Genomic DNA, 26,532 nt, shown 5'->3' on the forward strand with positions numbered 1-26,532 from the left:
ATGCGGGCCATAACAACGGGCTATGCCGCGCGCGCCAGACGTTATGCGCAGACTTTTGGGCACGCGCGATACGGAAGGGCCGTGATGATCCCTGCTCCCTATCTGCTCTATCTCGGCCACAGCACCGACGCCGTCGGCATCAAGACCTCGCGCGGGCTGGCCGCCTTCCGCCCCGACGATTGCGTCGGCGAATTCCGTTACGATGATTGCCCTTTGACTCTCCATATCCCTCGTATGACGATCGCCGAGGGTGCCGCGGCCGGCGCGAAGACCCTCGTGCTCGGCATCGCGAATTCGGGCGGGACGCTGGGTCGCGACCTGGTCGACGACGCCGCGGCGGCGCTCGAGGCGGGGATGAACGTCGCCTCGGGGCTCCACCAGCGGCTGCGCGACCAGCCGCGGCTGGCGGCGCTCGCGAAGGAGAAGGGCCTTCAGCTGTTCGACGTGCGCGATCCGCCCGCGAACCTGAAGGTCGGCAACGGATATAAAAGGGCCGGCCACCGGCTGCTGACCGTCGGCACCGATTGCTCGGTCGGCAAGATGTACACCACGCTGGCGCTGGCGCAGGGCATGCAGGCGCGCGGGATCAAGGCCGATTTCCGCGCCACCGGCCAGACCGGCATCCTGATCGCCGGCGGCGGCGTGCCGATCGACGCCGTGGTCGCCGACTTCATCTCGGGCGGGATCGAGCAACTCGCTCCGGCGCGCGACGATGACGGCTGGGACCTGATCGAGGGCCAGGGCTCGCTGTTCCACCCCAGCTTCGCCGGCGTTTCGACCGGGCTGCTCCACGGCGCCCAGGCGGAAGCACTGGTGATGTGCCACGATCCGAACCGGCTCCACATGCGCGGCATTCCCGGCCGCGCGCTGCCCGAACTGGGCGAATGCATCGAGATGAACCTGACGGTCGCGCGGCTGACCAGCCCGAACGTCCGCACGGTGGGCATCTGCCTCAACACCTCCGCGATGGACGCGGCCGAAGCCAAGGCGCTGTGCGCGCGGATCGAGGACCGGCACGGCCTGCCCTGCACCGATCCGATCGCCTTCGGCGTCGATGCCGTCCTCGACGAACTATTATGTCCCGCACCCTCCGCGCGCAGCACGATAGCTTCCCACTGAGCCAGCCCTTCCGGATCTCCCGCGGCGTCAAGACGCTGGCGGAGGTGGTCACGGTGGAGCTGGAGCAGGGAGGCGTGGTCGGCCGCGGCGAAGGCGTGCCTTATGCCCGGTACGGCGAGAGCATCGAGAGCGCGCTTGCCGCGATCGACGGCATCCGCGGCGCAATCGAAGGTGGCGCCGATCGCGCGCAATTGCTGGACCTGCTCGGCGCCGGCGCGGCGCGCAACGCAGTGGATTGCGCCTTGTGGGACCTCGAGGCACGGCTGGGCGGACGCAGCGTCGCCGCGAAGATCGGTGCGCCCGAGCCCGGACGGCTGGTCAGTGCACTGACGATCGGCATCGACACGCCGATGGCGATGGCCGTCGCGGCGAGCAGGATCGCCGATGCGCCGCTGATCAAGGTCAAGGTCGATGCGACGATCCCCGACGCGCAGATCCGCGCGGTGCGCAATGCCGCGCCGAACGCGAAGCTGATCGTCGATCCAAACGAGAGCTGGGACCAGCAACTGGTGCGCGCGATGCAAAGCGTGCTGGTGGTGCTGAGGGTCGATTTGCTCGAGCAGCCGGTGCCTGCGGAGGCCGACGAATGGCTCGAGAATTTCGCTCCCGATGTGCCGATCTGCGCGGATGAATCGGTGCATGTCGCCGCCGATCTCGACACGGTCGCGCGGCGCTATCAGGTGGTGAACGTGAAGCTCGACAAATCGGGCGGGCTGACCGAGGCGCTGGCGCTGGCCGAGGCGGCGCGGGCGCGCGGGCTGGGGCTGATGACCGGCTGCATGATCAGCTCGTCGCTGTCGATCGCACCGGCGCTGCACGTGGCGCGCATGTCCGATTTCGTCGACCTTGACGGTCCGATCTGGCTCATGGAGGATCGCCCCGGCGGCGTGCGCGACGAGGCCGGCTGGCTCTGGCCGCCGCAGCAGGGATTTTGGGGAACGAAATGAAGGTCGCGCTGCTGTCCGGAATCGCGGCCCTCACTTTGGGAGCGGCATCGCCCGCGCCGCAGAAAGTGGACCTGCTGATCCGCGGCGGCACGATCTATACCGGCTCGGCCGAACCATTTGTCGGCGATGTCGCGATCAGCGGCGACAGGATCGTCTCGGTCAGCCGCCACGCAGATGTGACCGCCGCGCGCGTGATCGACGCCAGGGGCATGATCGTCGCGCCCGGATTCATCGATCCGCATACCCATATGGGCGGCGACCTGACTTCCGACGACGCGGCGAAGCGGCTGGTGCCCGCTTTCCTGATGCAGGGCGTGACCACGGCGTTCATCGGCAATGACGGCGGCGGCAGCCCCGATGTCGCCAAGGTGCTGGGCAGCGCCGCGAGCAAGCCGGTGGGGATCAACTACGCCGCTTATGTCGGCTTCGGCGCAGTGCGCGAGAAGGTGGTCGGCGAAGCGGATCGCGTGCCGACCGCCGCCGAGCTCGACCAGATGAAGACGCTGGTGGCGAACGCGATGTGCCAGGGCGCATTGGGCCTCTCGACCGGATTGTTCTACGCGCCGCAGAGCTTCGCGAAGACCGACGAAGTGGTGGCGCTCGCGCGCGAGGCGGGGAAGCGCGGGGGCGTCTATGACAGCCATATCCGCGACGAATCCAGCTACACCGTCGGGCTCGCCGCGGCGATCGACGAGGCGATCGCGATCGGCAGGCAGGGCGGCCTGCCGTCGCATATCGCGCATATCAAGGCGCTCGGCGTCGACGTGCAGGGCCAGGCCCCGGCGATCATCGCCAAAATCGAGGCGGCGCGGCGCGCGGGGCAGAAGGTGACCGCGGACCAATATCCGTGGTCGGCGAGCGGCACGAGCCTGGTCGCATCGCTGATGCCGCTCTGGGCGCAGGATGGCGGGCGGCCGGCGCTGCTCAAGCGCTTCGACGATCCCGCGCTGGCGGAGAAACTGCGCAGCGGGATTACCGAGAATCTGCGGAAGCGTGGCGGCGCGGACAAATTGCTGATCGTCGAGGGGAAATACGCCGATCGCACGCTGGCCGATGTCGCGAAGGAGCTGGGGCAGGATCCGGTGAACGCGGCGATCACGGTGATCCGCATCGACGATCCGGGCGTGGTCTCGTTCAACCAGAGCGAGGCCGATATCACGCGCTTCATGCAGCAGCCCTGGGTGATGACGAGCTCGGACGCGTCGGGCGGCCACCCGCGCGTCTATGGCAGCTTCGCGCGGAAATATGCGAAGTACACGAAGGCGGAGCGCGCGATCACCCTGCGCCAGTTCGTCGAGCGGAGTTCGGCGCTGACCGCCGATACCTTCGAGCTGGCCGGGCGCGGGCATCTGGGCGTGGGGGCCTTCGCTGACGTGGTGGTGTTCGATCCAGAGACCTATGCGGCGCGGGCGACGTATGAGCAGCCCAAGCTGACGGCGCAGGGCGTGCGGACGGTGGTGGTCAACGGCGTGGTCGCAGTCGACAACGGCGCGCTGACCGGGCGGGCCAGCGGACGGGCACTGGCGCACCAGCCGACCGCCGGGACATGCCGTTGAAAGTGCCGCACAGCTGTGCTCCGGCGAAGGCCGGAGCGTTGGCAACATGGCGGTGGGATTGGCCTCCAACGCTCCGGCCTTCGCCGGAGCACAATGGGGCTCGGGGCTCCGTGCCATCTCCGTTCGTGTCGAGCGAAGTCGAGACACGGAGAGGGAGTGCCCGGCGTCGGTTTCTCGACTTCGCTCGAAACGAACGGATAGCGGATGTTGAGCGCCTGGTTCGCCATCGTTTTGTGGAAGCGCGTGCTCGGTGCGCTGGCGCACAAGCCGACTGGCGGGACGTGCTGGTGAAAGCGCGGCACAGCTGTGCTCCGGCGAAGGCCGGAGCGTTGGCAACATGGCGGTGGGATTGGCCTCCAGCGCTCCGGCCTTCGCCGGAGCACAATGGGGCTCGGGGCTCCGTGCCATCTCCGTTCGTGTCGAGCGAAGTCGAGACACGGAGAGGGAGTGCCCGGCGTCGGTTTCTCGACTTCGCTCGAAACGAACGGATAGCGGAATGCTGAGCCGCTGGTTCGCCGTTGCTTTGTGGAAGCGCGTGCTCGGCGCGCTGGCGCTGGGGCTCGTCTTCGCGTTCGTGTGGCCGCAGGGCACACCGTACGTGCAGTTCATGGGCGATCTGTTCGTCCGCGCGATCCGGATGCTCGTCGCGCCGATCGTGCTGGTGACGATCGCGGCGGGGATCACTTCGCTCGCCGATCCCAGGCGATTAAGCGGGCTGGGCGGACGGACGATCGGGCTGTTCGCACTGACCACGGCGATCGCGGTGTCGGTGGGGATGCTGGTCGCCACTTTGGTTCAGCCGGGGGTGGGTGCACCGCTCGGAACTGCGGCGCCGCACGCGCTGGGCGATCCGGTGACGCCGTACCAGCAGCTCATCGGGATCATCCCGCTCAATATCTTCGAAGCGCTCGCCAAGGGCGACATGCTGGCGCTGATCTTCGTCGCGATCCTGATCGGGGTCGGGACGGTGGTGGCGGGCGAGCCGGGCAAGCCCTTTGCGGCATTGCTGCAGGCGACGTCGGCGGTGCTGCTGAAAGTCGTCGGCATCGTGATGGAAGCGACGCCCTTCGGCGTGTTCGCGCTGATCGCCAACGCCGTGGCGGCGAACGGCGCGGCGGTGTTCGTCAATGTCGGCTGGCTGGCATTGGCGGTGGTGCTGGGCAGCCTGATCCAGATCGTGGTGGTGCACAGCCTGATCCTGAAGCTGTTCGCCAGGCTGCCGCTGCTGCCTTTCTTCCGCGGGATCGTCGATGCGCTGGTCGTCGCCTTCTCGACTGCCTCCAGCTCGGCGACCTTGCCGGTGGCGATGCGGGTGGCGGAGAAGAATCTCGGCGTCGGCCGGTCGGTCTTCTCGACGGTGCTGCCTTTGGGCGCCAGCATCGGCAAGGACGGCACCGCAATGTATGTCGGGCTGCTCAGCATGTTCGCGCTGCAGGCGTTCGGCACACCGCTCACCCCGCAAGTCTATGGCATGGTGCTGCTGACCGGGGCGATCGCCGCGTTCGGGACCGCGCCGGTGCCTTCGGCATCTTTGTTCATGCTCGCCACGGTGCTGTCCGCAGTTGGCGTGCCGCCCGAGCAGACGGCTCTGGTGGTCGGTTTCGTGCTGCCGTTCGATCGGCTGCTCGACATGACCCGAACCGTGCCGAGCGCGAGCGCTAACCTCGTGGTGGCGACGACGGTGGCGCGCTGGGAAAGCGAGCTCGACGAAGAAGTCTATCGGGCGAAGGATTACGCCTGAATTTCTCTCTCGCGAAGTGGGGGAGGGGAACGTGATGCCTCGCGGTTATGCCCTGTTTCACGTTGAACGGTTGCCCGCGCGCGGTTTCGCTTTAGGCTTTCGCACATGAAACGATCGCTGCTGCTCCCGCTCCTCCTCGTCGCCACGCCCGCGCTTGCGCAAGCGAGCCTGCAGCAGCGTGTCGAGGTGAAGCTCGGCGAAGCGGCGACGGGGACGCGCTTCGGGCTGGTGGTGAGCGACGCCGACGGCAACGAGATCGTCGCGGTCAATCCCGACGGGCGGTTCATGCCGGCGTCGAACACCAAGATGTTCACTACCGCCGCGGCCTATGCCTCGCTGACCGGGCTCGACCAGCCCGACGCGGCGGGTGGCGCGGCGGTACGCATCGAGGGACAGGACGTCATCCTCGAAGGGCATGGCGATGCGCGGCTGTCGAGCGCGGCGGATTGCACCGTGGATTGCCTCGCCACGCTGGCGGACGCGGTGGCGGCGAAGACCAGGCATGTGCGAGGCGTGATCGGTGACGACACGGTTTTCCCCGATCAGCGCTGGAGCCCGGGGATGAGCTGGAACAACATTCCGAGCCGTTATGGCACGGGGATTTCGGCACTGACGCTCGACGACAACGAGCTGGTGATCGAAGTGACGCCCGGCACCATCGGCGCGCGGCCCAAAGTGACGGTGCCGATCGACTATTATGCCATCGAGAACCGCGCAGTGACGGTAGCCGGGGCGGAAAACAATCTCGGCTACGACCGTGCGCCCAATGGCGTTCCGCTGCGGATCACCGGTACGATCGGCGTGGACGCCAAGCCCGAGACGCTGCGCGTCGGGATCGACGATCCGGCGCATTATGCCGCGTGGCGCTTCGAAATCCTGCTCGAGGCGCGCGGCGTCGAGGTGAGCGGCACCATCTCGGTGCGGCATCGTCCGCTGATGCCGAGCGAAGATCCGGCGGTGCGGCCGCCGATGCAGCCGGCGCTCGCCAGGCTGACGCCGCCGCCGCTCGCCGAGGACGTGGTCCGGATCAACAAGGAGAGCCAGAACCTCCACGCCGAATTGCTGTTGCGCCGGGTGGGCCTGAAGCGCGGCGGCGGATCGATCGCCGACGGGATGATCGAGGTCCGCGCGATGCTCGATACCGCGGGCGTGCCGCGCACGGCGTGGGACCTGTCCGACGGTTCGGGCATGTCGACGTACAACCGCGCCGCGCCGCGCGGGACGGTGCAGATGCTCCGCTGGATTTCAGCCCAGCCCTGGAGTGCGGCGTGGCGCGCGTCGCTGCCGATCGGCGGCGTCGACGGGACGTTGTCGCGACGGTTCAAGGGAACGGTGCTGGAGGGCAAGGTCTTCGCCAAGACGGGGACGATCAACGCGACCAACGCACTGTCGGGCTATCTGATCGCGAAGAGCGGCAAGACGCTGACCTTCTCGTCCTTCGCCAACGACGTTCCCGCCGATGCGAGCGCGACGAAGTTCATCGATGCCGCGCTGGTGCTGGTGGCGGAGGCGAATTAGAAGCGGCCGACGGCGCAGGAGCAAAGATGTTCGTTCCCATCCCCATCCTGATCGCGGCCGGCCTCGTGATCCTGGTGCTGATCGCGATGATCGCCCGCGCGGGGCGAAGGCGCGATCCGCTGATGGGCGGGGCGCCGCCGCGGGTGCCGGTGCCGGTCGCGACGCTGTCGCCTGAAGTCGAGCGGGAGGTTCGCGCACAGCTGGCCGCGGGCCGGAAGATCCAGGCGATCAAGATCGCGCGCGACGCGACGCATCTCGGGCTGAAGGAAACGAAGGACCTGGTCGAGGCGCTGGAGCGGCGGGGCCCTTAGGCTTCCCGATCCCATGCCGCGATGACGGCGTCGCCCGTCTCGGGACGTAATTGAAAGATTCCGCTCTCGCGATGCCGGGTGGGGTGGACGCGATTGGTGAGCAGGGTCCAGGCGAGGCCGCGGTCGAAATCGACCCACAGGCCGGTGCCGGTGAAGCCGGTATGGCCGATCGTCTCGTCCGAGCATGCCTGGCCGCCCGACCAGCCTTGGAATTTCCGCTCCCAGCCGCAGGTGCGGTGTTCATATTGGGGGTACGGATCGCCTCGAGCATCGCGGGGCTCGCGCCGCTGCCGTCCAGAAGCCCGCGGGCGAAATCGAGCACGCCGGCGACGGTGCCGAACAGTCCGGCATGGCCGGTCTGCCCCCCATCGCGAAGCAGTTCTCGTCATGCACTTCGCCCTTGAGCACGCGGCCGCGCCACATGCAGTGCTCGGTGGCGACGGCGGGGCCGGGGGCGGACCGAAGCTGAGGCCTTCGCCAAGCGGCCAAGCACCGAGCGGCTGGCCGGTGATCCGCTCGATCGCGATGCCGAGCAGGATGAAGTTGATGTCCGAATAGACCGGAGGGCCGTGTCGCCATTCGCGCTGGAGGACGAAGGCGCGGAGGCGGGCGGGGTCGTCGCCATAGGTGTAGATCGGCTCGACCGCGGGGAGGAAGCTGCGATGGGCTAGACAGTCGCGGAAAGTGAGCTGGCGTTCGGCTGCATTGACCACGTCATATTGGCGCAGATCGGGGATCGCCGTGGTGAGCGGGGCGTCGAGGTCCAGCTTCCCTTCGTCCGCCAGCCGCAGGATCATCGTGGTGGTGGCGATCACCTTCGAGACCGAGGCGAGGTCGAACCAGTGGTCTTCGGTCAGGTCCTCGGGCTCGGGGAGCAACGCCGCCTTGCCCGCGTGGCGGACCCAGCGGCGGCCGTCGGCGGCGACCATGCCGAGCGTCGCCCCGGGGATGCGGCCATCGGCGACCGCTGCGGCGGCGGGAGCGAAGGCTGCGTCGATCATGCGGCCTCCGGTGCGCGATCGTCAGGGCGGGGCTTCGCGTTCGCCAGCAGCGGCAGGAACAGCAGAGCGGCGAGGCTGATCACGCCCGAGGCGAGGAAGAACATGTCGAAGCCGTTATACCCGGCTTGGTCGAGCTTGGTGACGATCGACCCGCCCGCCCCGGCGAGCAGCCGTGCGAGCAGGAACGCGAAGCCCGACAGGAAGGCATATTGCGCGCCGGGGAAGCGCGGATTCACCAGCATCGAGAGATAGACCACGAACACCGCTCCGGCCATGCCGTTGCCAAACTGGTCGGCGGCGGTGGCGAAGTAGAGCGTGTTCTGATCGACCGGCATGTGCGCCAGCCAGACGAAGCCGAAATTGCCCAAAGCCGCGAAGAACGCGCCGATGCTCAGCGTTATCCCCCAGCGCCACTTGGTCACCATCCAGCCGCCGAGACCGACGCCGACGATGCTCGAGCCGAGTGCGACGGCGCCATCGGCCCAGCCGATCTGCGTCTTGGTGTAGCCCAGAGCGAGGATCATCGGCTTGGACAGGTTGAGCGCGAGCACGTCGCCCATGCGGTAGATCGAGACAAAGGCCATCACCGCGATTGCCATGAAATCATAGCGCCAGAAGAAATCGACATAGGGTCCGATCGCCGCGGATGTGCGGGCGGGCGCATCGGGCGGAAGGTTCCGGATCTTCGGGATGAAGAATGCCATGACGATGAAAGGCAGCATCGCGATGCCGAGCACCCAGGGGAGGACGTTGGTATCGGCGCTGATGCCGATGCCGGAAGCCGCGCCGAGGATCACCCAGCCCGCCGCCGCGACCGTCGCGGTCATTGCCAGCAATATCCCCGCGCTGGCGAGCAGCCCGGTGGCGAGCGATACCGCGCGACCCCCGCCGGCGCCCGGCGCGCGGGGCAGCAGCGCGAGGATCGGCAGCGGCACCGCCGCGCCCGCCGCGATCAGCAGGTACGAGGCGGTCCAGCCCGGCTCGATCCCGAAGCTGCGCAGCGAGGCCGAGATGCTGCCCGCGACATCGGCAAACAGCAGGGCGCCGCTTCCGGCCGCGACCATCGCAGTGCGATAGCCCCACAGGTTCGACGCGGCGACCGGGCCCTGCTCCTCGGGTGTGGGGGCGAGCTCGATGCGCCAGGCATCGGCGGCGACTTCGAGCGTGGTCGTCCAGAATGCGAGCAGCACCGCGAACAATGCCGTGAGCGGCAGGCTGGCATCGTCCGAGAACAACGCCATCGCGACCATCGAGGTGAAGACGCCGAGCTGCGACAGCATGATCCAGCCGCGCCTCTTGCCGAAGAAGCGCGCGAAGCCGGGGACGTCGTATTTGTCGAGCAGGGGCGCCCAGAGGAATTTGAAGGTCGGGAGCAATTGCACCCAGGCGAAGAAGCCGATGACCGCGAGCACCACGCCGTGATCGGCGAGCCGGACGCTGAGCACGGTCGAGAACATGTAGAATGGGAGCCCGGCCGAAAAGCCGAGCAGCACGTAGAGCGCCATGCGCGGGAAGCCGCGGGGAATGCCGTGCGTGTCGGCGGTGACCGCCTCAGCCAAAAGCGGCGGCCGATCGATATTGCGGCGGATGTTGCGTCATATTGCGTCCCCGGAACAGCCTGGGCGCACGCTCGCCCGGTGCTTTGCGGCAGTCAATGGCGATGGCGCTGCGTGCGTGCCGTTATCTCCGGGCGGCATGCCATAAGGCTATGATTGCCCGAACGAAAACTAACGGCGTATCGACATTAACCTAAAACTCCCTCTCCCCTTGATTGCTGTCTAGCGGAGCTGGGTGAGGGTGCGGCTGCTGCGCAGCCGCACCCTCACCCAGCTCCGACTAAGGCTTTGCTTCGCAAAACCTAAGTCTGCGCAACCAGTGTGAGGTCGATCATGCCCCGCATGATCGAGGATCGCGCGGGGCGCGATCCGACCTCACACCCCCTTGCAGGGGGCGAGGGAAGTAGAGGGTTGAATGTCGACACAGCCTAACGGCCTTCTCCCCATGACAGCTCGGCGGGAACCCGTGCCGTGACGACGGGTTGCTGATACGCTGCCTGTGGAGAGGGGAGCGCACGCTTCGTGAATCATACCATGGACGCGATCGTCGCTGCCGGCGCACTCGGCAGTCTGTGCGCCGGGATGGCGACCGGGCTGGGGGCGATTCCCGTGCTGTTCATGCGACGGCCGAGCGATCAGCAGCAGAATCTGCTGCTCGGCTTCGCGGCGGGAGTGATGCTGGCGGCGAGCTTCTTCTCGTTGATCCTTCCCGCGATCGAAGTGGCCCGGCAACAGGGCGCGAGCCAGGCGGGGGCTTCGATCACCGTCGTCGCCGCGGTGCTGCTCGGCGCGTTCGTCATCGCCAAATTGAACGACTGGGTGCCGCCGCTCGACAAGCTCGGGCTGGGGCCGCCGGGCATCGCCGCCAGCACCTCGGTGCGGCGGATCTGGCTGTTCGTCGCGGCAGTGACGCTGCACAATTTCCCCGAGGGCATGGCCGTGGGGGTGAGCTTCGGCGGCGGCGATTTCGATGCGGGCCGGGTGACCGCTTTGGGCATCGGACTGCAGAACATCCCGGAGGGGCTGGCGGTTGCGGTCGCGCTGACCTCTATCGGCTATGCGCGGATGCCGGCGGCGCTGATCGCGGCGGGGTCGGGACTGGTCGAGCCGGTGGCGGGACTGATCGGGGTGAGCATCGTCGCGGTCGCGCAAGCCTTCCTGCCCTGGGGGCTGGGGCTCGCGGCGGGGGCGATGATCTATGTCGTCGCATCCGACATCATCCCCGACGCGCATGCGCGGATCAACGGCGGCGGCAAGGTCAGCACCGGGCTGATGATCGGGCTGGCGGCGATGATGTTTCTCGATACGACGTTCGGCTAGGTGCGCGCGGTGGTTACTGGGCCGCTAGCTTCGATTGTTTTGAGACCATGAAGCCAAGTATTTGATTTCATTGGTACCGCGTCTTGAGTGGCTTTGGCCTGTACGTCGCCGCAAGTCGGTTCTGTCCTATCTTTGTGTGTTCCGCTGTGGGACATTCCTGCTCGACTCGCGGAATTGCCAGGGGCGGCAGCCGTGCGTTTTGGGGGACGTGCATGCGGCAAACCACCTTATCCGTGGCGCTCGAGGTAAAACCCGAGAGCTATGATCATTTGTCGTCGCTGCTCGACAAGCTGCGCGCGAAGCGCAGCACCAATCCGTCCGGGGGCGAAGGGCCGTTCGCCGATTTCCTGACGCGGGTGCCGGCGCTCCACTTCATGTCGCTGAGCGTGTTTCCCGGCTTCGATTACGATCCGCTGTTCGTGATCGAGGCCAATTTCGACGGGCCGGCCGGCCCGTTCTGGGCGCAGCTGGAATCGGCGATCGGGCCGGACCTGCGCGCGATGCTGCGCTGCTGCAAATGCCCGCTCGACAGTGACGGGCCGCTGTTCACGTCGATCACCGGCCCCGATGCCCGCGCGCCGATCGCCCCCTATCTCGAGCGCCGATCGCTGAAGCCGACGGTGTTCCATCACGGCAATCGCGGGATGACGCGCGACCGCATCCTCGCCGAGCATACATTGTTCGAGGCGACCCGAGTCGAGCTGCGCTCCGCCAATGCCGACGGGCCGAACCCCTATCGCGTGCTCAGCCCGGCGCAGATCCATGCGAAGCTGCGCGGCACGTTGCTCCCGGATTTCGCCTGGCTCGGCCAGCCCGCGCCGGCGCGCATCCCGCTCGCCGAGAATATCGGCGATTGGGTGCGGCTGATCGTCTTCATCGTCGCGGCGGTGTTCGTGCTGTCGGTGCCCGGGCTGTTCCTCAACCTCGCCATGCCGTGGGATCGCTATCTGATCCTGCTAGCGGTGGTGTTCGTCGGCATCGCGCTGATGCTCAAGCAGATCGGCGGCGCGCTGCCCGGAACCGAGGTCGCGAGCAGGTTCAGCTTCATCAAACTCTTCCTCGGCCAGCTGATCCCGCTCGTCTTGTTCGTACTCGGCTATCTGGTGGTCGCAGTGGCGATCGGAACGCCGCTGTCGATGCTGCTCACGGCGCGCAACTTCGATGCGGCATGGCACGGGATGATCAGCTGGCTGCTCTGGGGGCTGGCGAGCGCGCCGGTGACGGTGGCGATCATCGTGCTGTGGCTGCGGGTGCTCGAGCGGCGCGACGCTTCGCAGGACGCACCGCTCGTCGATCCCAAGATGCTGCGCGAAATGGCGCGGCGCGAGGACTGGATCCCGCAGAACCACATGGGATCTCTGGTGTCGATCAAGCCCGGCGCCCTGCGCATGATCCTGATCCGTGCGGGGCACCGCGGGCTTGGGCTGGTGCTGCGGATCCAGGCGCGGAGCGGCTATCTCGGCTCGATGCGCACGATCCATTTCGCGCATTGGGCGATGGTCAACAACAAGTCGCGCCTCATGTTCTTCTCGAACTTCGACCAGACCTGGGAGAGTTATCTCGACGATTTCATCGAGAAGGCACATGCCGGGCTGACCCTGGCGTGGTGCTGCGGCGTGGGCTTTCCGCCGACCCGGTTCCTCGTCAAGGACGGCGCGAGCCATGGCCGCCAGTTCAAGGAATGGGCGCGCCATTCGATGACGGTCAGCCGCTTCTGGTACTCGGCGTACAAGGACCTCACCGCCGAGCAGATCGAGCGGAATTTCCGCATCGCCATCGGGCTCCGTAAGCCAGCACTCTCGGACAAGGACGCCGCTTTGTGGATCAACGACCTGTGAGCGCCGTGCCGCAAAGGGCCCGCCGAGCTGGCGGCTCGCTCCCCCGCACGACAAGATGACCCAGGGCATGGCGGTGAGCGGGTTCGCGTCGCTGCCGACCGGCCGCGCATTGTTCCTGAAATTCGACTGGAAGGGCGTGACGAAGAAGAAGGGCGGCGCGTGGCTGCAGGCGCTGCACGAAGTGGCGCCGATCAGCGATGCCGACGGGCGCGAGGCGCGCTCGGCCGGGCTGGGCCTCACCTGGGAAGGAATGCGCAAGATGGGGCTGTCCCCCAATGCGCTCGCCTCGTTCGACCGGCCGTTCAAGGAAGGCATGTTCCAGGAGGACCGGCTGCGGCGGCTCGGCGACCGGCGCGAGGACAAATGGCTCGAGACGGTGATCCCCGGCGGGCCGAAATGGAGCGGCAACACCCCGCTCGACGATGCCGCGGTCGATGACGAGGCACGGGCGTTCGACGACGAGGAGAATGTGGCCGAGGCGCGCATCACCACGCCGATCACCGTGCATGCGCTGCTCCTCCTTTACGAGAAGGACGAGGAGACCGCCGAGGCCTGGTGCAAGACGGTGGGCGATGCGCTGGCGCCGTTCGACGTGAAGATCGTCCATGGCCTGCCGCTCGATCTGCGCCCCGACGAGCGCGGGATCGCGCGCGAGCATTTCGGCTTCGCCGACGGCATCTCGCAGCCCGCGCCGTTCGAGCCGGGCACGGTGATCGTGAAAAGCGGGGCGGACTATCCCCAGGACCCGTGGAACGGCGTGCCGCTCGGCGAAGTGCTGATGGGGCACGAGAACGGCCATCACGAGATCGCGCTCGGGCCGGTGGTGGTCGATTCGGAGGAGGGCCGCGCCGCCGGGCTGCCGGCGCATCCGCGCGGCGAGGGCTTTCTCGATCTCGGGCTCGACGGCAGCTATATGGTGGTGCGCGAACTCAAGCAGGACGTCACCCAATTCTGGGAGTCGATGCACGCGGGGGCCGAGCGGATCAACCAGCGCGATCCCCACCATAAAGGCCATATCGACGCCGAGTGGATCGCCAGCCGCGTGATCGGCCGTGACCTCAACGGCAATCTGCTGTGTCCGGTGAGCCCCACCGGCGTGCTCCCGGTCGACAAATACAATCAGCCGGACAACGACTTCCTGTTCTACGATCGCGATCGGCTCGGCCATGGTTGCCCGCTGGGGAGCCATGTCCGCCGCGGCAATCCGCGCGACGGGCTGGCGCCCAAGCCGAGCGACAAGCAGACCCTGCTCGACGCGTCGAACAACCATCGCATCCTGCGGCGCGGGCGCAAATACGGGCCGACGATCGCGGATCCGATGAAGGACGACGGCGCGGATCGGGGGCTGCTGTTCATCTGCCTCAACACCGACATCACCCGCCAGTTCGAGTTCGTCCAGCAGACCTGGATGCTCAACCAGAACTTCGCCTTCCTGTATGACGAGGCCGATCCGCTGCTCGGGCCCAAGGGGATGCTGACCATTCCCCAGGAGCCGCTGCGGCGGATCATCGAAGTCGACTCGTTCGTGAAGATGGCGGGCGGCGAATATTTCTTCCTGCCGAGCATGCCGGCGCTTCGCTATCTGGCTTCGCTATGAACGCGCTCACATCCCGCGACGTGCTCCGCCCGGGCCCCAAGGGGTTCAAGGCCTTCGCGCAGCGCATGGTGCTTGCGTTGATGCCGCACTTCTTCACCTTCCTGCGACGCTGGAAGCCGGTGATGAAGCTGGGCAACAACTATCTCACCTCGCGCTACGACGATGTCCGCGAGGTGTTCGCCACCGATCCGGCGTTCGGCGTGATCTACAAGCCGCATCTCGACGTGATCATGGGCGATCAGCCCTTCTTCCTCGGCATGGCCGATACCGACCAGTATCGCCACGACACCGATGCGATGCGCAAGGTGGTGCGGCCCGACGATCTGCCGAAGCTCGCGGCGCAGACCGAGGCGCAGGCCGCGCAGATCGTCGCGCAGGCCGGCGGCAAGATCGACGTGGTCGATACGCTGGTGCGGCGCGTGACCTTCACGATGCTGGGCGATTATCTGGGCGTACCCGATCCGCCCGGCGGCGACCTGCGCGTCTGGGGAACGCGGCTGTTCGAATTCCAGTTCGTCGATCAGGGCAACGATGTCGAGCTGCGCAAGGAGGTCGACCAGATCGCCCCGGCGCTGCGCCTCCACATCCAGAACGAAATCGCGCGCCGCCGAATCGATCCGGGCAAGGACGACGTGCTGTCGCGCTGCCTGGCGCTGCAGGCGAAGGGCGACGCAGCCTATTCCGATGATTTCATTCGCACCTCGCTGATGGGATTCATCGTCGGCGGGCCGCCGCAGCCGCCGATGGTGGTGCCGCAGGCGATGGAGCAATTGCTCCGCCGGCCCAAGGTGCTGGCCGAGGCGCAGGCCGCGGCGCGGGCCGACGATGACGATCGCTTGCGCCGGTATGTACTGGAAGCAATGCGCTTCGATCCGCTTGCGCCGGGCCTGCCGCGCGTGGCGCTGACCGACTGGACGCTCGGCAAGGGCACGTCGCACGCGGCGACGATCCCCGCCGGCGCGCAGGTGCTCGCCGCCTTCGCCTCGGCGATGATGGATCCGCGCCGCGTCGCCAACCCGAGGGTGTTCGACCCCAACCGGCCGACGAGCGATTACATGCATTTCGGCTTCGGGCTGCACGAATGCTTCGGACGGCACATCAATCAGGCGACACTGCACCTGATGCTCAAGCCGCTGCTCAAACAGCCCAATCTGCGGCGCGCGCCGGGGCGGGAGGGCAAATTGAGCAAGAACGGCCCGTTCGCCGAGCGGCTGGTGGTCACCTACGGCTAGCGCGAACGGGAAGCTCTCAGCCTGTATGCCCATTGGCCGCTCTCATGGGGCCGTGCTTTATCCCGGCTTTCCGCGCGAGGCCGGCTGCGCTAGCGGAGAATCATGGTTTCAACCGCATCGCTGATCGCCGGGATCGAACTCGGCGGCACCAAATGCATCGCATTGCTCGGCACCGGCCCGGGCGACGTGCGGGCGCAGCAAGTGATACCGACCATTGACCCGGCGGCGACGCTGGCGGCGATCGAAGCGGTGCTCGACGGCTGGACATTCAACGCGATCGGCGTGGCGAGCTTTGGTCCGCTCCAGCTTGACACCGGTGCACCGGACTATGGCGCGGTCACCGCGACGACCAAGCCGGGCTGGTCGGGCACCGATCTCGTGCGGCGTCTGGAACTCCGTTATGGCAAGCCGATCGGCTTCCAGACCGACGTCAACGGTGCTGCGCTGGCCGAAGGACGCTGGGGCGCAGCGCAGGGAATGGCGACGCATGCCTATCTCACCATCGGCACGGGCGTCGGCGTCGGCCTGGTAGCCGGCGGCCGGCCGGTGCAGGGCGTGGCGCATGGCGAGGCGGGCCATATGCGCGTGCCGCGCGCGCCGGGCGACACTTATGCCGGCTGGTGCCGCTTCCATGGCGATTGCGTCGAAGGGCTGATCTCGGGCCCCGCACTCGCCGAGCGCTTCGGCTGCCCGGGCAAGGAATTGCCGCATGACGGGCCCGAATGGGATTTGTTCGTCCATGACCTAAGCGGGCTGCTCCACAATCTCGTCACGGTCGCCGCGCCCGAGCGGATCGCGATTGGTGGCGGGGTGATCGCGGCGCGCGAGCATCTCTTCCCGCGGCTGCGCGTGCGGCTGGCGGAGAGTCTCGGCGGCTATGGCTCGCTTGTCGGCTATGCCGGGGAGCTGGACGAGAGGTTGGCCCGCCGGGGCTCGGGGCGATGGCGGGCCCGCTCGGCGCGCTGGCGGTTGGTTTGAATGCCGTCGGCGCCTGAGCCCGCCATCCGGGAGCGTTATTTCAGCGGCAGAAACAGCTCCACCGCGACTTCATGCGCCGGCATCCCCGGGATGAGCGAGAGCCGGCGCCGGCAATAGATCGGGAAATCGCGCGCTTCCTCGCCGCTGGCCGGAAGCCATTCGCGATAGAGGTAGAGCGCGGCGGGCTCGAGATTATGGGTATTGCCGGGATAGCGCAGCACCGCGCAGCGTCCGCCGGGGATCACGCCGGCTTTCATTTGCGCGTCGTCGTCCGCGACCGGCTGGTCGGTACCCACGCACAGGTCCATGCTGTAATCGGCCGGATTTGCGGGAGACCTCTCGGAACGGAAGATAGAGTAGGTCGCGCTCGTCTCCGGCGACAGGCCGGCAGCCTTGCGCCAGGCGATGAACCGCTGGATGGTGTCGTCGAGCGTCGCCCGGTCACCCCGGTGCTCCATGATCGCCACCGGCGTCGGGGGTACGTCGCGGATCTCCACGTCGTCGTCGGTAAAGATAATCTGCATGAGCTTGCTCCTCGCATTGTCGAGAGGCCCGAAGGCCGCAAGCCACGGCACCCAATCGGGTGATTTCCGGAAGGATGAAGGCGATTGCCCGAGCCGTTGCCGAAAGGCGCGGGCAAAGGCATCCGGTGCTTCGTAACCGGCGTCCATCGCTATGTCCGTGACGCTTTCGGCATCCATGTCCGCCAGCCGATGCGAAGCGCGCTTCATACGGGCAAGCTGGACATAGCGATGCACGGACAATTCGAAGGTAGCCCTGAACTGCCGGTGGAAATGGAACTTCGAGAAGGCGGCAATGCGGCTCACCGTCTCGAGGTCCAGATCCTCGTCGAGATGCTGGTCGATATAGTCCAGCACCCGCTGCATCCGTGCTTGATAGTTTTGAAGCGCCGCCTTCACCGTCTCTTCCTCCGTGGCGGCACCAGCTAGTCGCTCATCGCCATGACGCGCTCGACCGATCTTGCGGTTTGGGACGGGATCGGCGGAAACTTTCAATGACTGCCATCCGGCCGTTGTGCCTCAGATCACGTCCATGTCGGTCTTGTAATGATGCCAGGCGAAGATCGCCGCGGCGCCGCGGTGCGGGCTCCACGGGGCCGACCATTCGCGCAGCATCTTCTCCGACGGGCGCTCGGGATGGCCGAGGATGCGGCCGATCTCGATCTGCACCGCGAGATCGCCGGCCGGCCAGATGTCCGGCCGCCCCTCGGCGAACAGCAGGTAGATTTCGGCGGACCAGCGCCCGATGCCCTTGATCCGGGTGAGCGCGGCGATCGCTTCCTCGTCGTCCGCGGGCAGATCGGCGAAATCGAGCCGGCCGCTCGTCACTTCCTCGGCGAGGCTGCGGGCGTAGCTCACTTTCTGGCGCGAGAGGCCGGCGGCGCGCAACGTCTCGTCCGAGGCGCTCGCCACCGTGGCCGGATCGGTGAGATCGCCGAGCGCGGCCGCAAGCTTGTTCCAGATCGATTGCGCCGCGGCGACGCTGACCTGCTGGCCGATGATCGTGCGCAGCAGGGTCTCGTAACCGCGATCACGCAGCCGCGGGGCGGGATAGCCGGCACGCGCCAGCGCCGTGGCGAAAGCGGGCTCGACCTTGGCGAGCGCGTCGATCGAGCTTTTGATCTGGGTTTCGCTCAGGCCCATGGCCGGCATCCTTGAAACGAGGGGCTTCGGCGGCATGGACGGGACCGACCAAGGAGAATTGCATGCCCAAGCTTATCGTCGTCACCAGGGAAGGGAAGAACGCGAAGTCATGGGCGAAGCGGGCCTCAGCGTGATGGAAGTGATCCGCGACAACGGGTTCGACGAATTGCTCGCGATCTGCGGCGGCTGCTGCAGTTGCGCGACTTGCCATGTCCATGTCGACCCGGAATTTGCGGCCAAACTGCCGCCGATGAGCGAGGACGAGAACGATCTGCTCGACAGCTCGTCGGATCGCGACGAACGCTCGCGGCTGTCGTGCCAGCTCCAGTTCACGCCCGCGCTGGACGGCCTGCGAGTGACGATCGCCGCCGAAGACTGAGCCGCGGCGGCGATTCGGGGCGGAACTGGGCTGTATCGACATTCAACCCATACTTCCCTCGCCCCCTATCAAGGGGAGAGGAGTTTTAGGCCGCCCTAGAGTCCGGCCACCTTCAGCATCGCCATCGGTGCGTCGCTGCTGGTCGGCGTGACCTTCCACGTCACGGTCTTGCCCGCGCCGCCGGCTTTCGCGCCGTCCTCGTTGTTCTGGCTGACGATCTCGGCATCGGTGATCAAAGTGAAGGTGCCGTCGAGCCGGGCATTGCTGTCGGCATCCATCCCGCTCATGCCGCTCATTCCGCCGCCTTTATTCTCCTGCTTGGCGAACCCGGCCGCCTTGACGCGGACCATGTCCTTGCCGCGCAGCTCGATCGCGACGAACGGGAAGATCATCCCGGCATCCTGATTATAGGGGAAGACGAAGTTGTGCGTCAGCTTCCCCGTAATCTCGTAATCGACATAGAATATGCCGTCGCCGCGATATTCGACGCTGCGATACCCCGCCTCCTTGGCGACCTTCACGGCGATGTCGCGATATTCGGCTTCCTTCTTAGCCTTCTCGGCCGCTTTTTCGGCGGCCTTCTTGGCGGGTTCGGGCGCGGCTCCCGTGTCGGTGCCATTGTCGGCGAGGCCGGCAGTCACGTCGCTCATCGCGCCGGTGATATCGAGCGCGACGATTTCACCCTTATAGGCATACGTGAAACTGCGATCGGCGTGGATCGTCAGCGTCGACTCGAACTTGCCGGGCAGGAACAGGCATGCGGCGAGCGCGAGCGGCACGAGCAGTGCGGCGGTGATCGCCTTCCAATGCTTCATTCGAAATTCCCCGGATTCAGCCGCGCGCGGCGATGGCGTAGAGTGCGACAGCCGCGGCATTCGACACGTTCAGGCTTTCCACCTTAGGCGAGATCGGCAGCCGGGCAAGCTGATCGCAATGCGTCTCGGTATTCTGGCGCATGCCCTCACCCTCGGCGCCGAGCACCAATGCGATGCGCGCGTCGCCCATCACTTCGGCAAGCGTTCCCGTGGCGTGGCCGGTGAGCCCGATCCGCCAGAAGCCCGCCTCGGCGATCTCCTCGAGCGCGCGGGCGAGATTGACCACGCGCACCCACGGCACGGTCTCGAGCGTGCCCGAGGCCGAGCGCGCGAGCGATCCCGATTCGGGCGGCGCATGCCGGTCCTGCGTGACGATGCCGAGCGCATCGAACGCCGCCGCCGAGCGCAACACCGCGCCGACATTGTGCGGATCGGTGACCTGATCGAGCACCACCAGCGGGCGCTTATCGTCGGCGCCCTGCTGGAGCAGATCGCCGAGCCAGATCTCCTCAAGCGGATCGACTTCGGCGACGAGCCCCTGGTGCGGCGCGTCGCCCGGGACCAGCCGGGCGAGATCGGCGACATCGGCATAGGTGATCGGGATCACCGGCGGAATGTCGAGCGCCGCCAGCGCTTCGCGGGTGCCCCAGATCTTCCGGACGTTGCGCTCGGGATTGGCGAGCGCCGCCAGCACCGCATGCCGCCCATAGAAGCGGGGACGCGATGCCGGTGCCTGGCTCGGGCGATGACCTCTACGCGCCATCAGTCGAGGTCGTCGGGGTTGGGGTAAGCGAACGGATCGGTCACGCTCGGCTCGGTGGGGAAGGGCATGCGCGGCAATGGTTTGTCGGCATTGGCGGCGTTCAGCAGGAAGCTGGCGAGGATCACTGCGCCCTGGCGCATGTCGTCGGCCTTGATGTGATCGAAGGTGTCGATGCTGGTGTGGTGGAGACGGCTGCCATAATCGAGCGGGTCCTGGATGAACTGGAAGGCCGGGATGCCGACCGCCGAGAAGAAGACGTGATCGGTGCCCCTGTCTTGCGGATCGCGACGGTGTTGGCGCCCAGCGAATTGAACGGTGCGAACCAGTCGCGGAAGATCGGTACGACTGCGCCGTTGTTCTCGGTATAGATTCCGCGGACCTTGCCCGATCCGTTGTCGAGATTGAAATAAGCGGCGAGCTTGTCATAGCCCGGCTGGTGCGCGATCGGCCAGCGATTGGCCCAGCCATAGAAGCGCGCCAGGCCGGTGGTCGGCCCGCCCGGCTTGCGCTGGCGCGACGCGATATGCTGCTCGACATAGGCCATCGAGCCGAGCAGGCCCTGCTCCTCGCCGGCCCATAAAGCGAAGCGGATCGTCCGCTTCGGCTTCACGCCCATCGCCTGGAGGATGCGTGCGGCCTCCATCACCATCGCGACGCCCGCGCCGTTGTCGACGGCGCCATCGCCAGCGACCCAGCTGTCCATGTGCGCGCCGGCCATCACATAGGCACCCGAGGGATCGCTGCCGGGGATGTCGGCGATGATGTTGTACGCCTGGGTGTCGGTGTCGACGAAATGGACGACATTTTCCAGTTCGACCACCGGTGCCGCGCCCTGCTTGGCGAGGCGCGCGAGGCGGCGATAATCCTCCGCCGCGATCTCGACGCCGGGGACCTGCTGGGTCTCGCCCGCGCCGAACAGATAGCCGGTGCCGTGGACCAATTTGCCGTCGCGCGCCGACATGGTGGCGTAGGCGACTGCGCCCTCGGCCTTGAGGAAGGCGTCGAGCTTCGAGGCATATTCGAGCCGCTTGATCCGGCGGTCGCTCGCCTCGGGATCATATTTGGGCTGCTCATAGACGTCGAGCTTCGCCAGATCGTCGCCGGTCAGGCGCCTGAAAGCGGGATCGGTCGGCTCGGAGCCGTCATTGGGGAGCGTGACCATCACGATCTTGCCGGCCAGCTTGCCGCGATAGCGCTCGAAATGACGCTCCTCGCTCATCGGCGCGACCACGATCGGTGCGCTGATCTTGCCCGCGGTGGCGGGGGTCCATGCGATCGGGATTGCGGTCAGCATGATCGGACGCGGGCTGACCATGCGCGCGCTCGAGCGCTCGATCCACCAGCCGCGGCCGAAATCGAAGCCTTCCTTGTGCGCGTTCCTGAGGCCCCAGTCGCGGAACTTCGAGAGCGTCCAGTCCTCGGCGGCGCGCATCCCCGGCGAATTGGTGAGGCGCGGGCCGATATGATCGGTCAGATGCTGCACGGTGAGCATCACTTCGGAACGGTTGAAGCCTTCATCGAGGATGCGGCCGACCTCGGACCGGTCGACCGATTGCGCGGCGAGCGGGGAGGCGACGAGGGCGATGGCGGCGAGAGCGGCAGCTGTGCGCATGGGACTCCTGCGGGACTGGAGAGATGCGCGCGACGCTATGCGGCGGCGAGCTTGTGCGCAAGGCGTTGACAGGCCGGGGTCGCTTCGGCATTGGACCGCCCTCGCTTCGCTGGCGGCTCCATGGACAGGTGGCCGAGTGGTTAAAGGCAGCAGACTGTAAATCTGCCCGGGTTTCCCGTACGCTGGTTCGAATCCAGCCCTGTCCACCAGCCGCCGCGGGCGGCTCCTTGAAATCATGGAGCTGCGCTTCCGGGGCTTTCTTTGGGATTGCGGCTGCCGGTCTGTCCGCAGGACGCGGCGTATGCACGAACGAACCCGGCGGTCGAATCGCTGCGGCGCCGGATCGTTCCAGGTGCCTTCGTCGAGATTTAGTTCCCCGTAATCTTCGATGGGGCGAGAAAGTATCAAATCAGCCGAAACATCCCAGTTCGCAGGCGAGCTGCGCGTCATAGGCGCGTGCATCGCACGAGTTCTTAAAGTCGTAGTAAGAGCCCGGATCGCTGGGAGGGTTCCGCATGCATTCCCCAAAGGACTCATTATAGACACCTTGGCATGCCAGGTAACACGCGGCGACGCCGCCATCATCGTCCTGAAAGGCGCGCAAGTTCACGGCCTTCATCCCGCGGAGTCTCTGCACGTGATTATAGTCCTTCAGAAAGGACGCATAACTCACCTTCGCACTGACCGGTTCAGGGTTCGCCTGCAATTGAGTCGATCCCGTCCAAAGGAAAACGAAGGCGGAGAACACTTTGAGCTTACGCAGAATCATGATTCTTCTCCCTACGTGACTCATAAGACAGTCTAAACTAACTCGCCAATGCATCAAAGAGCCCTCCTCCTGCGTCGCCTCCCTGACGCTTCGCGACGCATCCGATCGAAATTTGGTCGGGCTATGCAAAAAATATCATCGGCTCCGATCGGCAAATCCCATAATGTGATCGTTAATTTCACATATAGTGAAAAGCATTTCCGATCGCCCGGCGTGCTGCTACTGTCGCGGAAACCGCCCGCTCAAGTCGATGGCGCACCCGTGTGACGCTCGGGAGGAGAGAGGGAATGCCCATGTCCGTCGCCGCGATCCCCGCCTCCGTTGGCGCTGCAGTTGCTGCGCGTGTCGTCGGCTTCGAGGCGAGCTTCTGATGAACAGACTGGCGCTTTCGCTCTTCGTCAGCGTCGGACTGTTGCTGGGTGGATGCGCCGCGAGACCTGCAGTGAAGTCGCAATGGAAAATCGAGACTGAACAAGCAGCATCCGTGACCTTCGGCAAGGTCATCGACATCGAGACCCCCGCCGGATTGTCGCTCTGGTACACCCGCGAGCTCGTCGGGCCGGTGGCGATAGAATTCGATGCGCTGGCAGTGTCCGAGGGTGGTGCCAATGATGCGGTCAGCGATCTCAACGCGTTCTGGATGGCGCGTGATCCCGCCGTGCGCGATGGCTCGGTGTTCGCCAGGGGCGGTCCGGCGCGTTCGCGGGTTATGACGACCTCGAGACTTATTATGTCGGGATCGGCGGCAACCGGAACACGACGACGCGCTTTCGCCGCTATGTCGGTCAGCCGGGCAATCGGCCGCTGCTTCCGGGGCACGATCTGAAGGGTGCGGAGAATCTCCTCGTTCCCAATCGCTGGACGCATGTGCGGCTGATCGCCGACGGCAGGGCGATCGCAGTCGAGCGCGACGGGCGGCGGATCTTCGAACTCGACGACGCCCAGCCCTATGCGCGCGGCTGGTTCGCGCTGCGCACCACCAAGAGCCATTTGCGGATCCGCAATCTGCGCATCGGAAAACCATAAGCGGGAGAGAGACATGCGCCTGACGCGACGGACGATGATGCAGGGCACGATATTGTCCGCGGCAGTCGCGGGCGCGGCTCCCGCGATGGCGCAGTCACGGCGGGAAAAGACCGTCGAGGCGCCAGTCCGCTGGATCGACGGCGCTGCGCCCGAACTGCATTATGGCCAGACCTTCGGCGTCGCATGGGCGCGGGGGACGCTCGCCAAGGGGCAGGCGCTGACGGTCCGCGGTTCGAATGGCGACGTGCCTTCGCAGAGCTGGCCGACCGCATATTGGCCCGACGGCTCGATCAAATGGACCGCGCATGCGGTGCCTGCAGGGGCGGGCGTCGACAAGCTCATCGTCGCCAGCGGCCGTCCGGCGTTGCCCGCTGCGCCGGTTTCGGTGCGCGAGACAGGCGATGCGATCTACCTCCGCTCGGGCGCGCTCGAATGGGAAGTCGCACGTAGCGGACCCGCGGCCATCCGCTCTGCGAAGAATGGCGAGCGCACCTTGCTCGCCAATGCGCGACTGCTCGGCGAGATCCGCGCCGGATCGCCCGAAGGCAAGCGCGTGGCGCTGACCGGCACGATCGAACGCGCGGTGGTCGAGCAGAAGGGGCCGGTGCGGGCGGTGGTGCGGCTCGAGGGGCATCATGTCGGCGGGGGCGATCCGTACTTCCGTTCACCGTGCGGCTCTATGCCTATGCCGGTTCGGACGCGCTGCGCGTGGTGCACAGCTTCGTGCTCGATATCGACGCGACCGACCACATCTCCGCGCTAGGCATCGCCACCGATGTGCCGATGCGCGGCGAGCTCCACGACCGCCATGTCCGCCTCGCCACCGCCGACGACGCGATGTTCGTCGAGGCGGTGCGTCCGCTCACCGGGCTGCGCCGCGATCCGGGCAAGTCGGTGCGCGACGCGCAGATCGCCGGCCGCGCGGTGCCGGTGGCGGAGATGCGCGATCCGGTGGGCAAATTGCTCGAGCGCATCCCGGCATGGAGCGATTTCAGCCTGTCGCAGCTCTCGGCCAATGGCTTCACGCTGACCAAGCGCACCGGCGAGGGGCATGGCTGGATCGACTCCGACGAGGGCCGCCGCGCGCCGGGCTTCGGCTATGTCGGCTCGCCGCAGGGTGGGGCGGGGATCGCCGCGCGCTATTTCTGGCAGCGCCATCCGACTCAGCTTGATATCCGGGGCGCCGCTTCGGACTCCGCGACCCTCACCGCGTGGCTCTGGTCGCCCGATGCGAAGCCGATGGACCTGCGCGCCTATCACGGCACGATGGGTATGGAAGGCTTCGATGCCCAGAATGAGGGCCTCGACATCACCTATGAGGATTACGAGCCGGGCTGGGACGACGCCAAGGGGATCGCGCGGACCAGCGAGCTGATGCTCTGGGCATTCGACGCGACCCCCGAGACGCCGCGCCTCCAGGCGCTCGCGCGCGCCGCCGCGACGCCGCCGCAGCTGATGGCCGATCCGGCGCATCTCCATGCCGCAGGCGTGTTCGGCGACTGGAACCTGCCCGATCGCTCGACGCCGCAGCGCACACTGATCGAAGACCAGCTCGCCAACCTCGTCGATTTCTATGCCGGCGAAGTCGATCGGCGCAGCTGGTACGGCTTCTGGGATCATGGCGACGTGATGCACAGCTACGACAGCGACCGGCATCAGTGGAAGTACGACATCGGCGGCTTCGCGTGGGACAATAGCGAACTCTCGACCGACCTGTGGCTCTGGTACGCGGCGCTCCGCTCGGGCGACGCCAAGACGTGGCGGCTGGCGGAGGCGATGACGCGGCATACCGGCGAAGTCGATGTCTATCACATGGGCCGCTTCGCCGGACTCGGCACCCGCCACGGTGTCCAGCACTGGAGCGACAGCTCGAAACAGCCGCGCGTCAGCAATGCCGCCTATCGCCGCATCTTCTATTATCTCACCGCCGACGAGCGTGTCGGCGACCTGATGCACGCATTGGCCGATTCGGAACAAACGCTCGCGCATGTCGAGATCGGGCGGAAGACGGGGGCGCCCAAGGAGGATCTGCCGGAGGGCGTGATCCAGATGTCGTTCGGCACCACCTGGGCGGTGTGCGCAGGGGCATGGCTCACCGAATGGGAGCGGACGGGGGACAAGAAGTGGCGCGACCGGATCGCTGCGGGGATGGACAGTATCGGCCGGATGCCGAACGGCTGGCTGACCGGCGGCGCACCCTATGACCTGAAGAGCGGGCGCTTCCTGAGCCGCGACACTATCGGCATCTCGCACCTCAATTCGGTATTCGGCGCGGTCGAGATCCAGGCCGAATTGATCCAGCTGATCGATGTGCCGCGCTTCCGCGATGCGTGGTTCGATTATTGCCGCTGGTACAATGCGCCGCGCGACGAGTGGGCGGCGAAGTTCAATCGGCCTTATGGTGGGCGCAACCTCAAACAGGGGCATTCGCGTCTTACTGCTTATGTGGCGAAGCAGACCGGCGACGCGGCGCTGGCGCGGCGCGCGGCGGCGGAATTCTATTCGGGTGAGGCGGGAATGCGCATCGTCAAGGGCGACCCGCGCGTGAAGCTGCCCGGCGGCGTGGTGGAATGGCCGGGCGTATCGACCAACGGATCGGCGCAATGGGGGCTTGCCGCGATCCAGACGCTGGCGCTGGTGCCGGAGGCGCTCGACACGGTGCCGATTCCGGCGCGGGCGCCACGGGCGGATCAGGCGAACCCGGAGCAGGGGCCGAGCTATCGGCCATAGCCTCGAAACCTTCTGTACTCCGGCGAAGGCCGGAGCGCTGGCCATAAGGCCCGTCGCTCG

Annotated in this window: 18 protein-coding genes, 1 tRNA gene and 4 pseudogenes; 15 read left to right on the forward strand and 8 right to left on the reverse strand. The window is 66.6% G+C overall.

The genetic code is table 11. The annotated features are described in order from the left end of the window. Positions 1-84: 84 nt before the first annotated feature. From dgcN to PIB19_RS18265, 6 genes are all read left to right on the forward strand, one after another. Positions 85-1,119 carry an N-acetyltransferase DgcN gene (gene dgcN / locus PIB19_RS18240; RefSeq protein WP_271238469.1) on the forward strand — a complete coding sequence of 345 codons (1,035 nt, stop codon included), beginning with the start codon at positions 85-87 and terminating at the stop codon, positions 1,117-1,119. Continuing rightward, positions 1,077-2,066 (forward strand): N-acetyl-D-Glu racemase DgcA, encoded by a 990-nt coding sequence (gene dgcA, locus PIB19_RS18245; RefSeq protein WP_271238470.1) that lies wholly within the window; start codon positions 1,077-1,079, stop codon positions 2,064-2,066. Before dgcN ends, dgcA begins: the two co-directional genes overlap by 43 nt. Further along, positions 2,063-3,622, forward strand: a complete 1,560-nt coding sequence (locus PIB19_RS18250) for an N-acyl-D-amino-acid deacylase family protein (protein ID WP_271238471.1) — start codon at positions 2,063-2,065, stop codon at positions 3,620-3,622. Before dgcA ends, PIB19_RS18250 begins: the two co-directional genes overlap by 4 nt. Positions 3,623-4,118: 496 nt before the next feature. After that, positions 4,119-5,363 (forward strand): dicarboxylate/amino acid:cation symporter, encoded by a 1,245-nt coding sequence (locus PIB19_RS18255; protein WP_271238472.1) that lies wholly within the window; start codon positions 4,119-4,121, stop codon positions 5,361-5,363. 105 nt (positions 5,364-5,468) lie between these two features. Continuing rightward, a complete protein-coding gene (gene dacB, locus PIB19_RS18260) occupies positions 5,469-6,881 on the forward strand; it encodes a D-alanyl-D-alanine carboxypeptidase/D-alanyl-D-alanine endopeptidase (protein ID WP_271238473.1) in 1,413 nt (470 codons plus the stop codon). 26 nt (positions 6,882-6,907) lie between these two features. Further along, positions 6,908-7,192, forward strand: a complete 285-nt coding sequence (locus PIB19_RS18265) for a ribosomal protein L7/L12 (RefSeq protein WP_271238474.1) — start codon at positions 6,908-6,910, stop codon at positions 7,190-7,192. Here the strand turns inward: PIB19_RS18265 and PIB19_RS18270 are convergent. Together PIB19_RS18270 and PIB19_RS18275 are read right to left on the reverse strand one after the other, a co-directional pair. After that, positions 7,189-8,193: a serine hydrolase domain-containing protein gene (locus tag PIB19_RS18270; protein ID WP_271238475.1), complete on the reverse strand. Its 1,005-nt coding sequence runs from the start codon at positions 8,191-8,193 to the stop codon at positions 7,189-7,191. The two genes, PIB19_RS18265 and PIB19_RS18270, sit on opposite strands and share 4 nt — an antisense overlap. Next, complete coding sequence (locus tag PIB19_RS18275; protein WP_271238476.1) at positions 8,190-9,752, reverse strand: permease; 1,563 nt, start codon at positions 9,750-9,752, stop codon at positions 8,190-8,192. The genes PIB19_RS18270 and PIB19_RS18275 overlap by 4 nt, the downstream gene beginning before the upstream one ends. 519 nt (positions 9,753-10,271) lie before the next feature. Between PIB19_RS18275 and PIB19_RS18280 the strand changes: the two genes are divergently transcribed. From PIB19_RS18280 to PIB19_RS18300, 5 genes are all read left to right on the forward strand, one after another. After that, positions 10,272-11,069 (forward strand): ZIP family metal transporter, encoded by a 798-nt coding sequence (locus PIB19_RS18280; RefSeq protein ID WP_271238477.1) that lies wholly within the window; start codon positions 10,272-10,274, stop codon positions 11,067-11,069. Between the two features lie 212 nt (positions 11,070-11,281). Beyond that, positions 11,282-12,907 (forward strand): hypothetical protein, encoded by a 1,626-nt coding sequence (locus PIB19_RS18285; RefSeq protein ID WP_271238478.1) that lies wholly within the window; start codon positions 11,282-11,284, stop codon positions 12,905-12,907. A gap of 55 nt (positions 12,908-12,962) precedes the next feature. Next, positions 12,963-14,504: a Dyp-type peroxidase gene (locus PIB19_RS18290; protein ID WP_271238479.1), complete on the forward strand. Its 1,542-nt coding sequence runs from the start codon at positions 12,963-12,965 to the stop codon at positions 14,502-14,504. Continuing rightward, a complete protein-coding gene (locus PIB19_RS18295; protein WP_271238480.1) occupies positions 14,501-15,736 on the forward strand; it encodes a cytochrome P450 in 1,236 nt (411 codons plus the stop codon). Before PIB19_RS18290 ends, PIB19_RS18295 begins: the two co-directional genes overlap by 4 nt. A gap of 102 nt (positions 15,737-15,838) precedes the next feature. Continuing rightward, positions 15,839-16,714: an ROK family protein gene (locus PIB19_RS18300; protein ID WP_336297178.1), complete on the forward strand. Its 876-nt coding sequence runs from the start codon at positions 15,839-15,841 to the stop codon at positions 16,712-16,714. A gap of 35 nt (positions 16,715-16,749) precedes the next feature. Here PIB19_RS18300 and PIB19_RS18305 read toward each other — a convergent pair whose 3' ends face one another. Next, on the reverse strand, positions 16,750-17,634 hold the full coding sequence (locus PIB19_RS18305; protein WP_271238481.1) for an AraC family transcriptional regulator: 885 nt from the start codon (positions 17,632-17,634) through the stop codon (positions 16,750-16,752). Positions 17,635-17,754: 120 nt separating this feature from the next. Further along, positions 17,755-18,378, reverse strand: coding sequence for a DNA-3-methyladenine glycosylase family protein (locus PIB19_RS18310; RefSeq protein ID WP_271238482.1), 624 nt, complete (start codon positions 18,376-18,378; stop codon positions 17,755-17,757). Positions 18,379-18,440: 62 nt separating this feature from the next. Here PIB19_RS18310 and PIB19_RS18315 point away from each other — a divergent pair. After that, positions 18,441-18,757, forward strand: a pseudogene (locus PIB19_RS18315) (2Fe-2S iron-sulfur cluster-binding protein). Between the two features lie 95 nt (positions 18,758-18,852). Here the strand turns inward: PIB19_RS18315 and PIB19_RS18320 are convergent. From PIB19_RS18320 to PIB19_RS18330, 3 genes and pseudogenes are all read right to left on the reverse strand, one after another. Then, entirely contained in the window at positions 18,853-19,572 is a 720-nt protein-coding gene (locus tag PIB19_RS18320; RefSeq protein ID WP_271238483.1) for a hypothetical protein, read from the reverse strand. A 16-nt stretch (positions 19,573-19,588) separates the two neighbouring features. Further along, positions 19,589-20,335, reverse strand: coding sequence for a 23S rRNA (guanosine(2251)-2'-O)-methyltransferase RlmB (gene rlmB / locus PIB19_RS18325; protein ID WP_271238484.1), 747 nt, complete (start codon positions 20,333-20,335; stop codon positions 19,589-19,591). Further along, positions 20,335-21,947: pseudogene (locus PIB19_RS18330) on the reverse strand (M20/M25/M40 family metallo-hydrolase). The gene rlmB and the pseudogene PIB19_RS18330 overlap by 1 nt, the downstream one beginning before the upstream one ends. A gap of 122 nt (positions 21,948-22,069) precedes the next feature. Here PIB19_RS18330 and PIB19_RS18335 point away from each other — a divergent pair. Next, positions 22,070-22,156 (forward strand) — tRNA-Tyr (locus PIB19_RS18335). A gap of 200 nt (positions 22,157-22,356) precedes the next feature. Here the strand turns inward: PIB19_RS18335 and PIB19_RS18340 are convergent. Next, positions 22,357-22,716: a hypothetical protein gene (locus tag PIB19_RS18340; protein ID WP_271238485.1), complete on the reverse strand. Its 360-nt coding sequence runs from the start codon at positions 22,714-22,716 to the stop codon at positions 22,357-22,359. Between the two features lie 370 nt (positions 22,717-23,086). On the opposite strand from PIB19_RS18340, the pseudogene PIB19_RS18345 reads away from it, so the two are divergent. Beyond that, positions 23,087-23,742: pseudogene (locus PIB19_RS18345) on the forward strand (DUF6250 domain-containing protein). A 129-nt stretch (positions 23,743-23,871) separates the two neighbouring features. Beyond that, positions 23,872-26,472, forward strand: a pseudogene (locus PIB19_RS23755) (exo-rhamnogalacturonan lyase family protein); the annotation flags it as partial. Between the last annotated feature and the right edge of the window lie 60 nt (positions 26,473-26,532).

It is taken from the genome of Sphingomonas sp. 7/4-4, assembly GCF_027941955.1.
In the GTDB taxonomy this organism is placed as follows: domain Bacteria; phylum Pseudomonadota; class Alphaproteobacteria; order Sphingomonadales; family Sphingomonadaceae; genus Sphingomonas.

What these genes read in the sequence shown, in the direction of transcription:
- dgcN (WP_271238469.1), top strand. Translation starts at nt 85, where the DNA reads ATGATCCCTGCTCCCTATCTGCTCTATCTCGGCCACAGCACCGACGCC.
- dgcA (WP_271238470.1), top strand. Translation starts at nt 1,077, where the DNA reads ATGTCCCGCACCCTCCGCGCGCAGCACGATAGCTTCCCACTGAGCCAG.
- PIB19_RS18250 (WP_271238471.1), top strand. Translation starts at nt 2,063, where the DNA reads ATGAAGGTCGCGCTGCTGTCCGGAATCGCGGCCCTCACTTTGGGAGCG.
- PIB19_RS18255 (WP_271238472.1), top strand. Translation starts at nt 4,119, where the DNA reads ATGCTGAGCCGCTGGTTCGCCGTTGCTTTGTGGAAGCGCGTGCTCGGC.
- dacB (WP_271238473.1), top strand. Translation starts at nt 5,469, where the DNA reads ATGAAACGATCGCTGCTGCTCCCGCTCCTCCTCGTCGCCACGCCCGCG.
- PIB19_RS18265 (WP_271238474.1), top strand. Translation starts at nt 6,908, where the DNA reads ATGTTCGTTCCCATCCCCATCCTGATCGCGGCCGGCCTCGTGATCCTG.
- PIB19_RS18270 (WP_271238475.1), bottom strand. Translation starts at nt 8,193, where the DNA reads ATGATCGACGCAGCCTTCGCTCCCGCCGCCGCAGCGGTCGCCGATGGC.
- PIB19_RS18285 (WP_271238478.1), top strand. Translation starts at nt 11,282, where the DNA reads ATGCGGCAAACCACCTTATCCGTGGCGCTCGAGGTAAAACCCGAGAGC.
- PIB19_RS18290 (WP_271238479.1), top strand. Translation starts at nt 12,963, where the DNA reads ATGACCCAGGGCATGGCGGTGAGCGGGTTCGCGTCGCTGCCGACCGGC.
- PIB19_RS18295 (WP_271238480.1), top strand. Translation starts at nt 14,501, where the DNA reads ATGAACGCGCTCACATCCCGCGACGTGCTCCGCCCGGGCCCCAAGGGG.
- PIB19_RS18300 (WP_336297178.1), top strand. Translation starts at nt 15,839, where the DNA reads ATGGTTTCAACCGCATCGCTGATCGCCGGGATCGAACTCGGCGGCACC.
- PIB19_RS18310 (WP_271238482.1), bottom strand. Translation starts at nt 18,378, where the DNA reads ATGGGCCTGAGCGAAACCCAGATCAAAAGCTCGATCGACGCGCTCGCC.
- PIB19_RS18320 (WP_271238483.1), bottom strand. Translation starts at nt 19,572, where the DNA reads ATGAAGCATTGGAAGGCGATCACCGCCGCACTGCTCGTGCCGCTCGCG.
- rlmB (WP_271238484.1), bottom strand. Translation starts at nt 20,335, where the DNA reads ATGGCGCGTAGAGGTCATCGCCCGAGCCAGGCACCGGCATCGCGTCCC.
- PIB19_RS18340 (WP_271238485.1), bottom strand. Translation starts at nt 22,716, where the DNA reads ATGATTCTGCGTAAGCTCAAAGTGTTCTCCGCCTTCGTTTTCCTTTGG.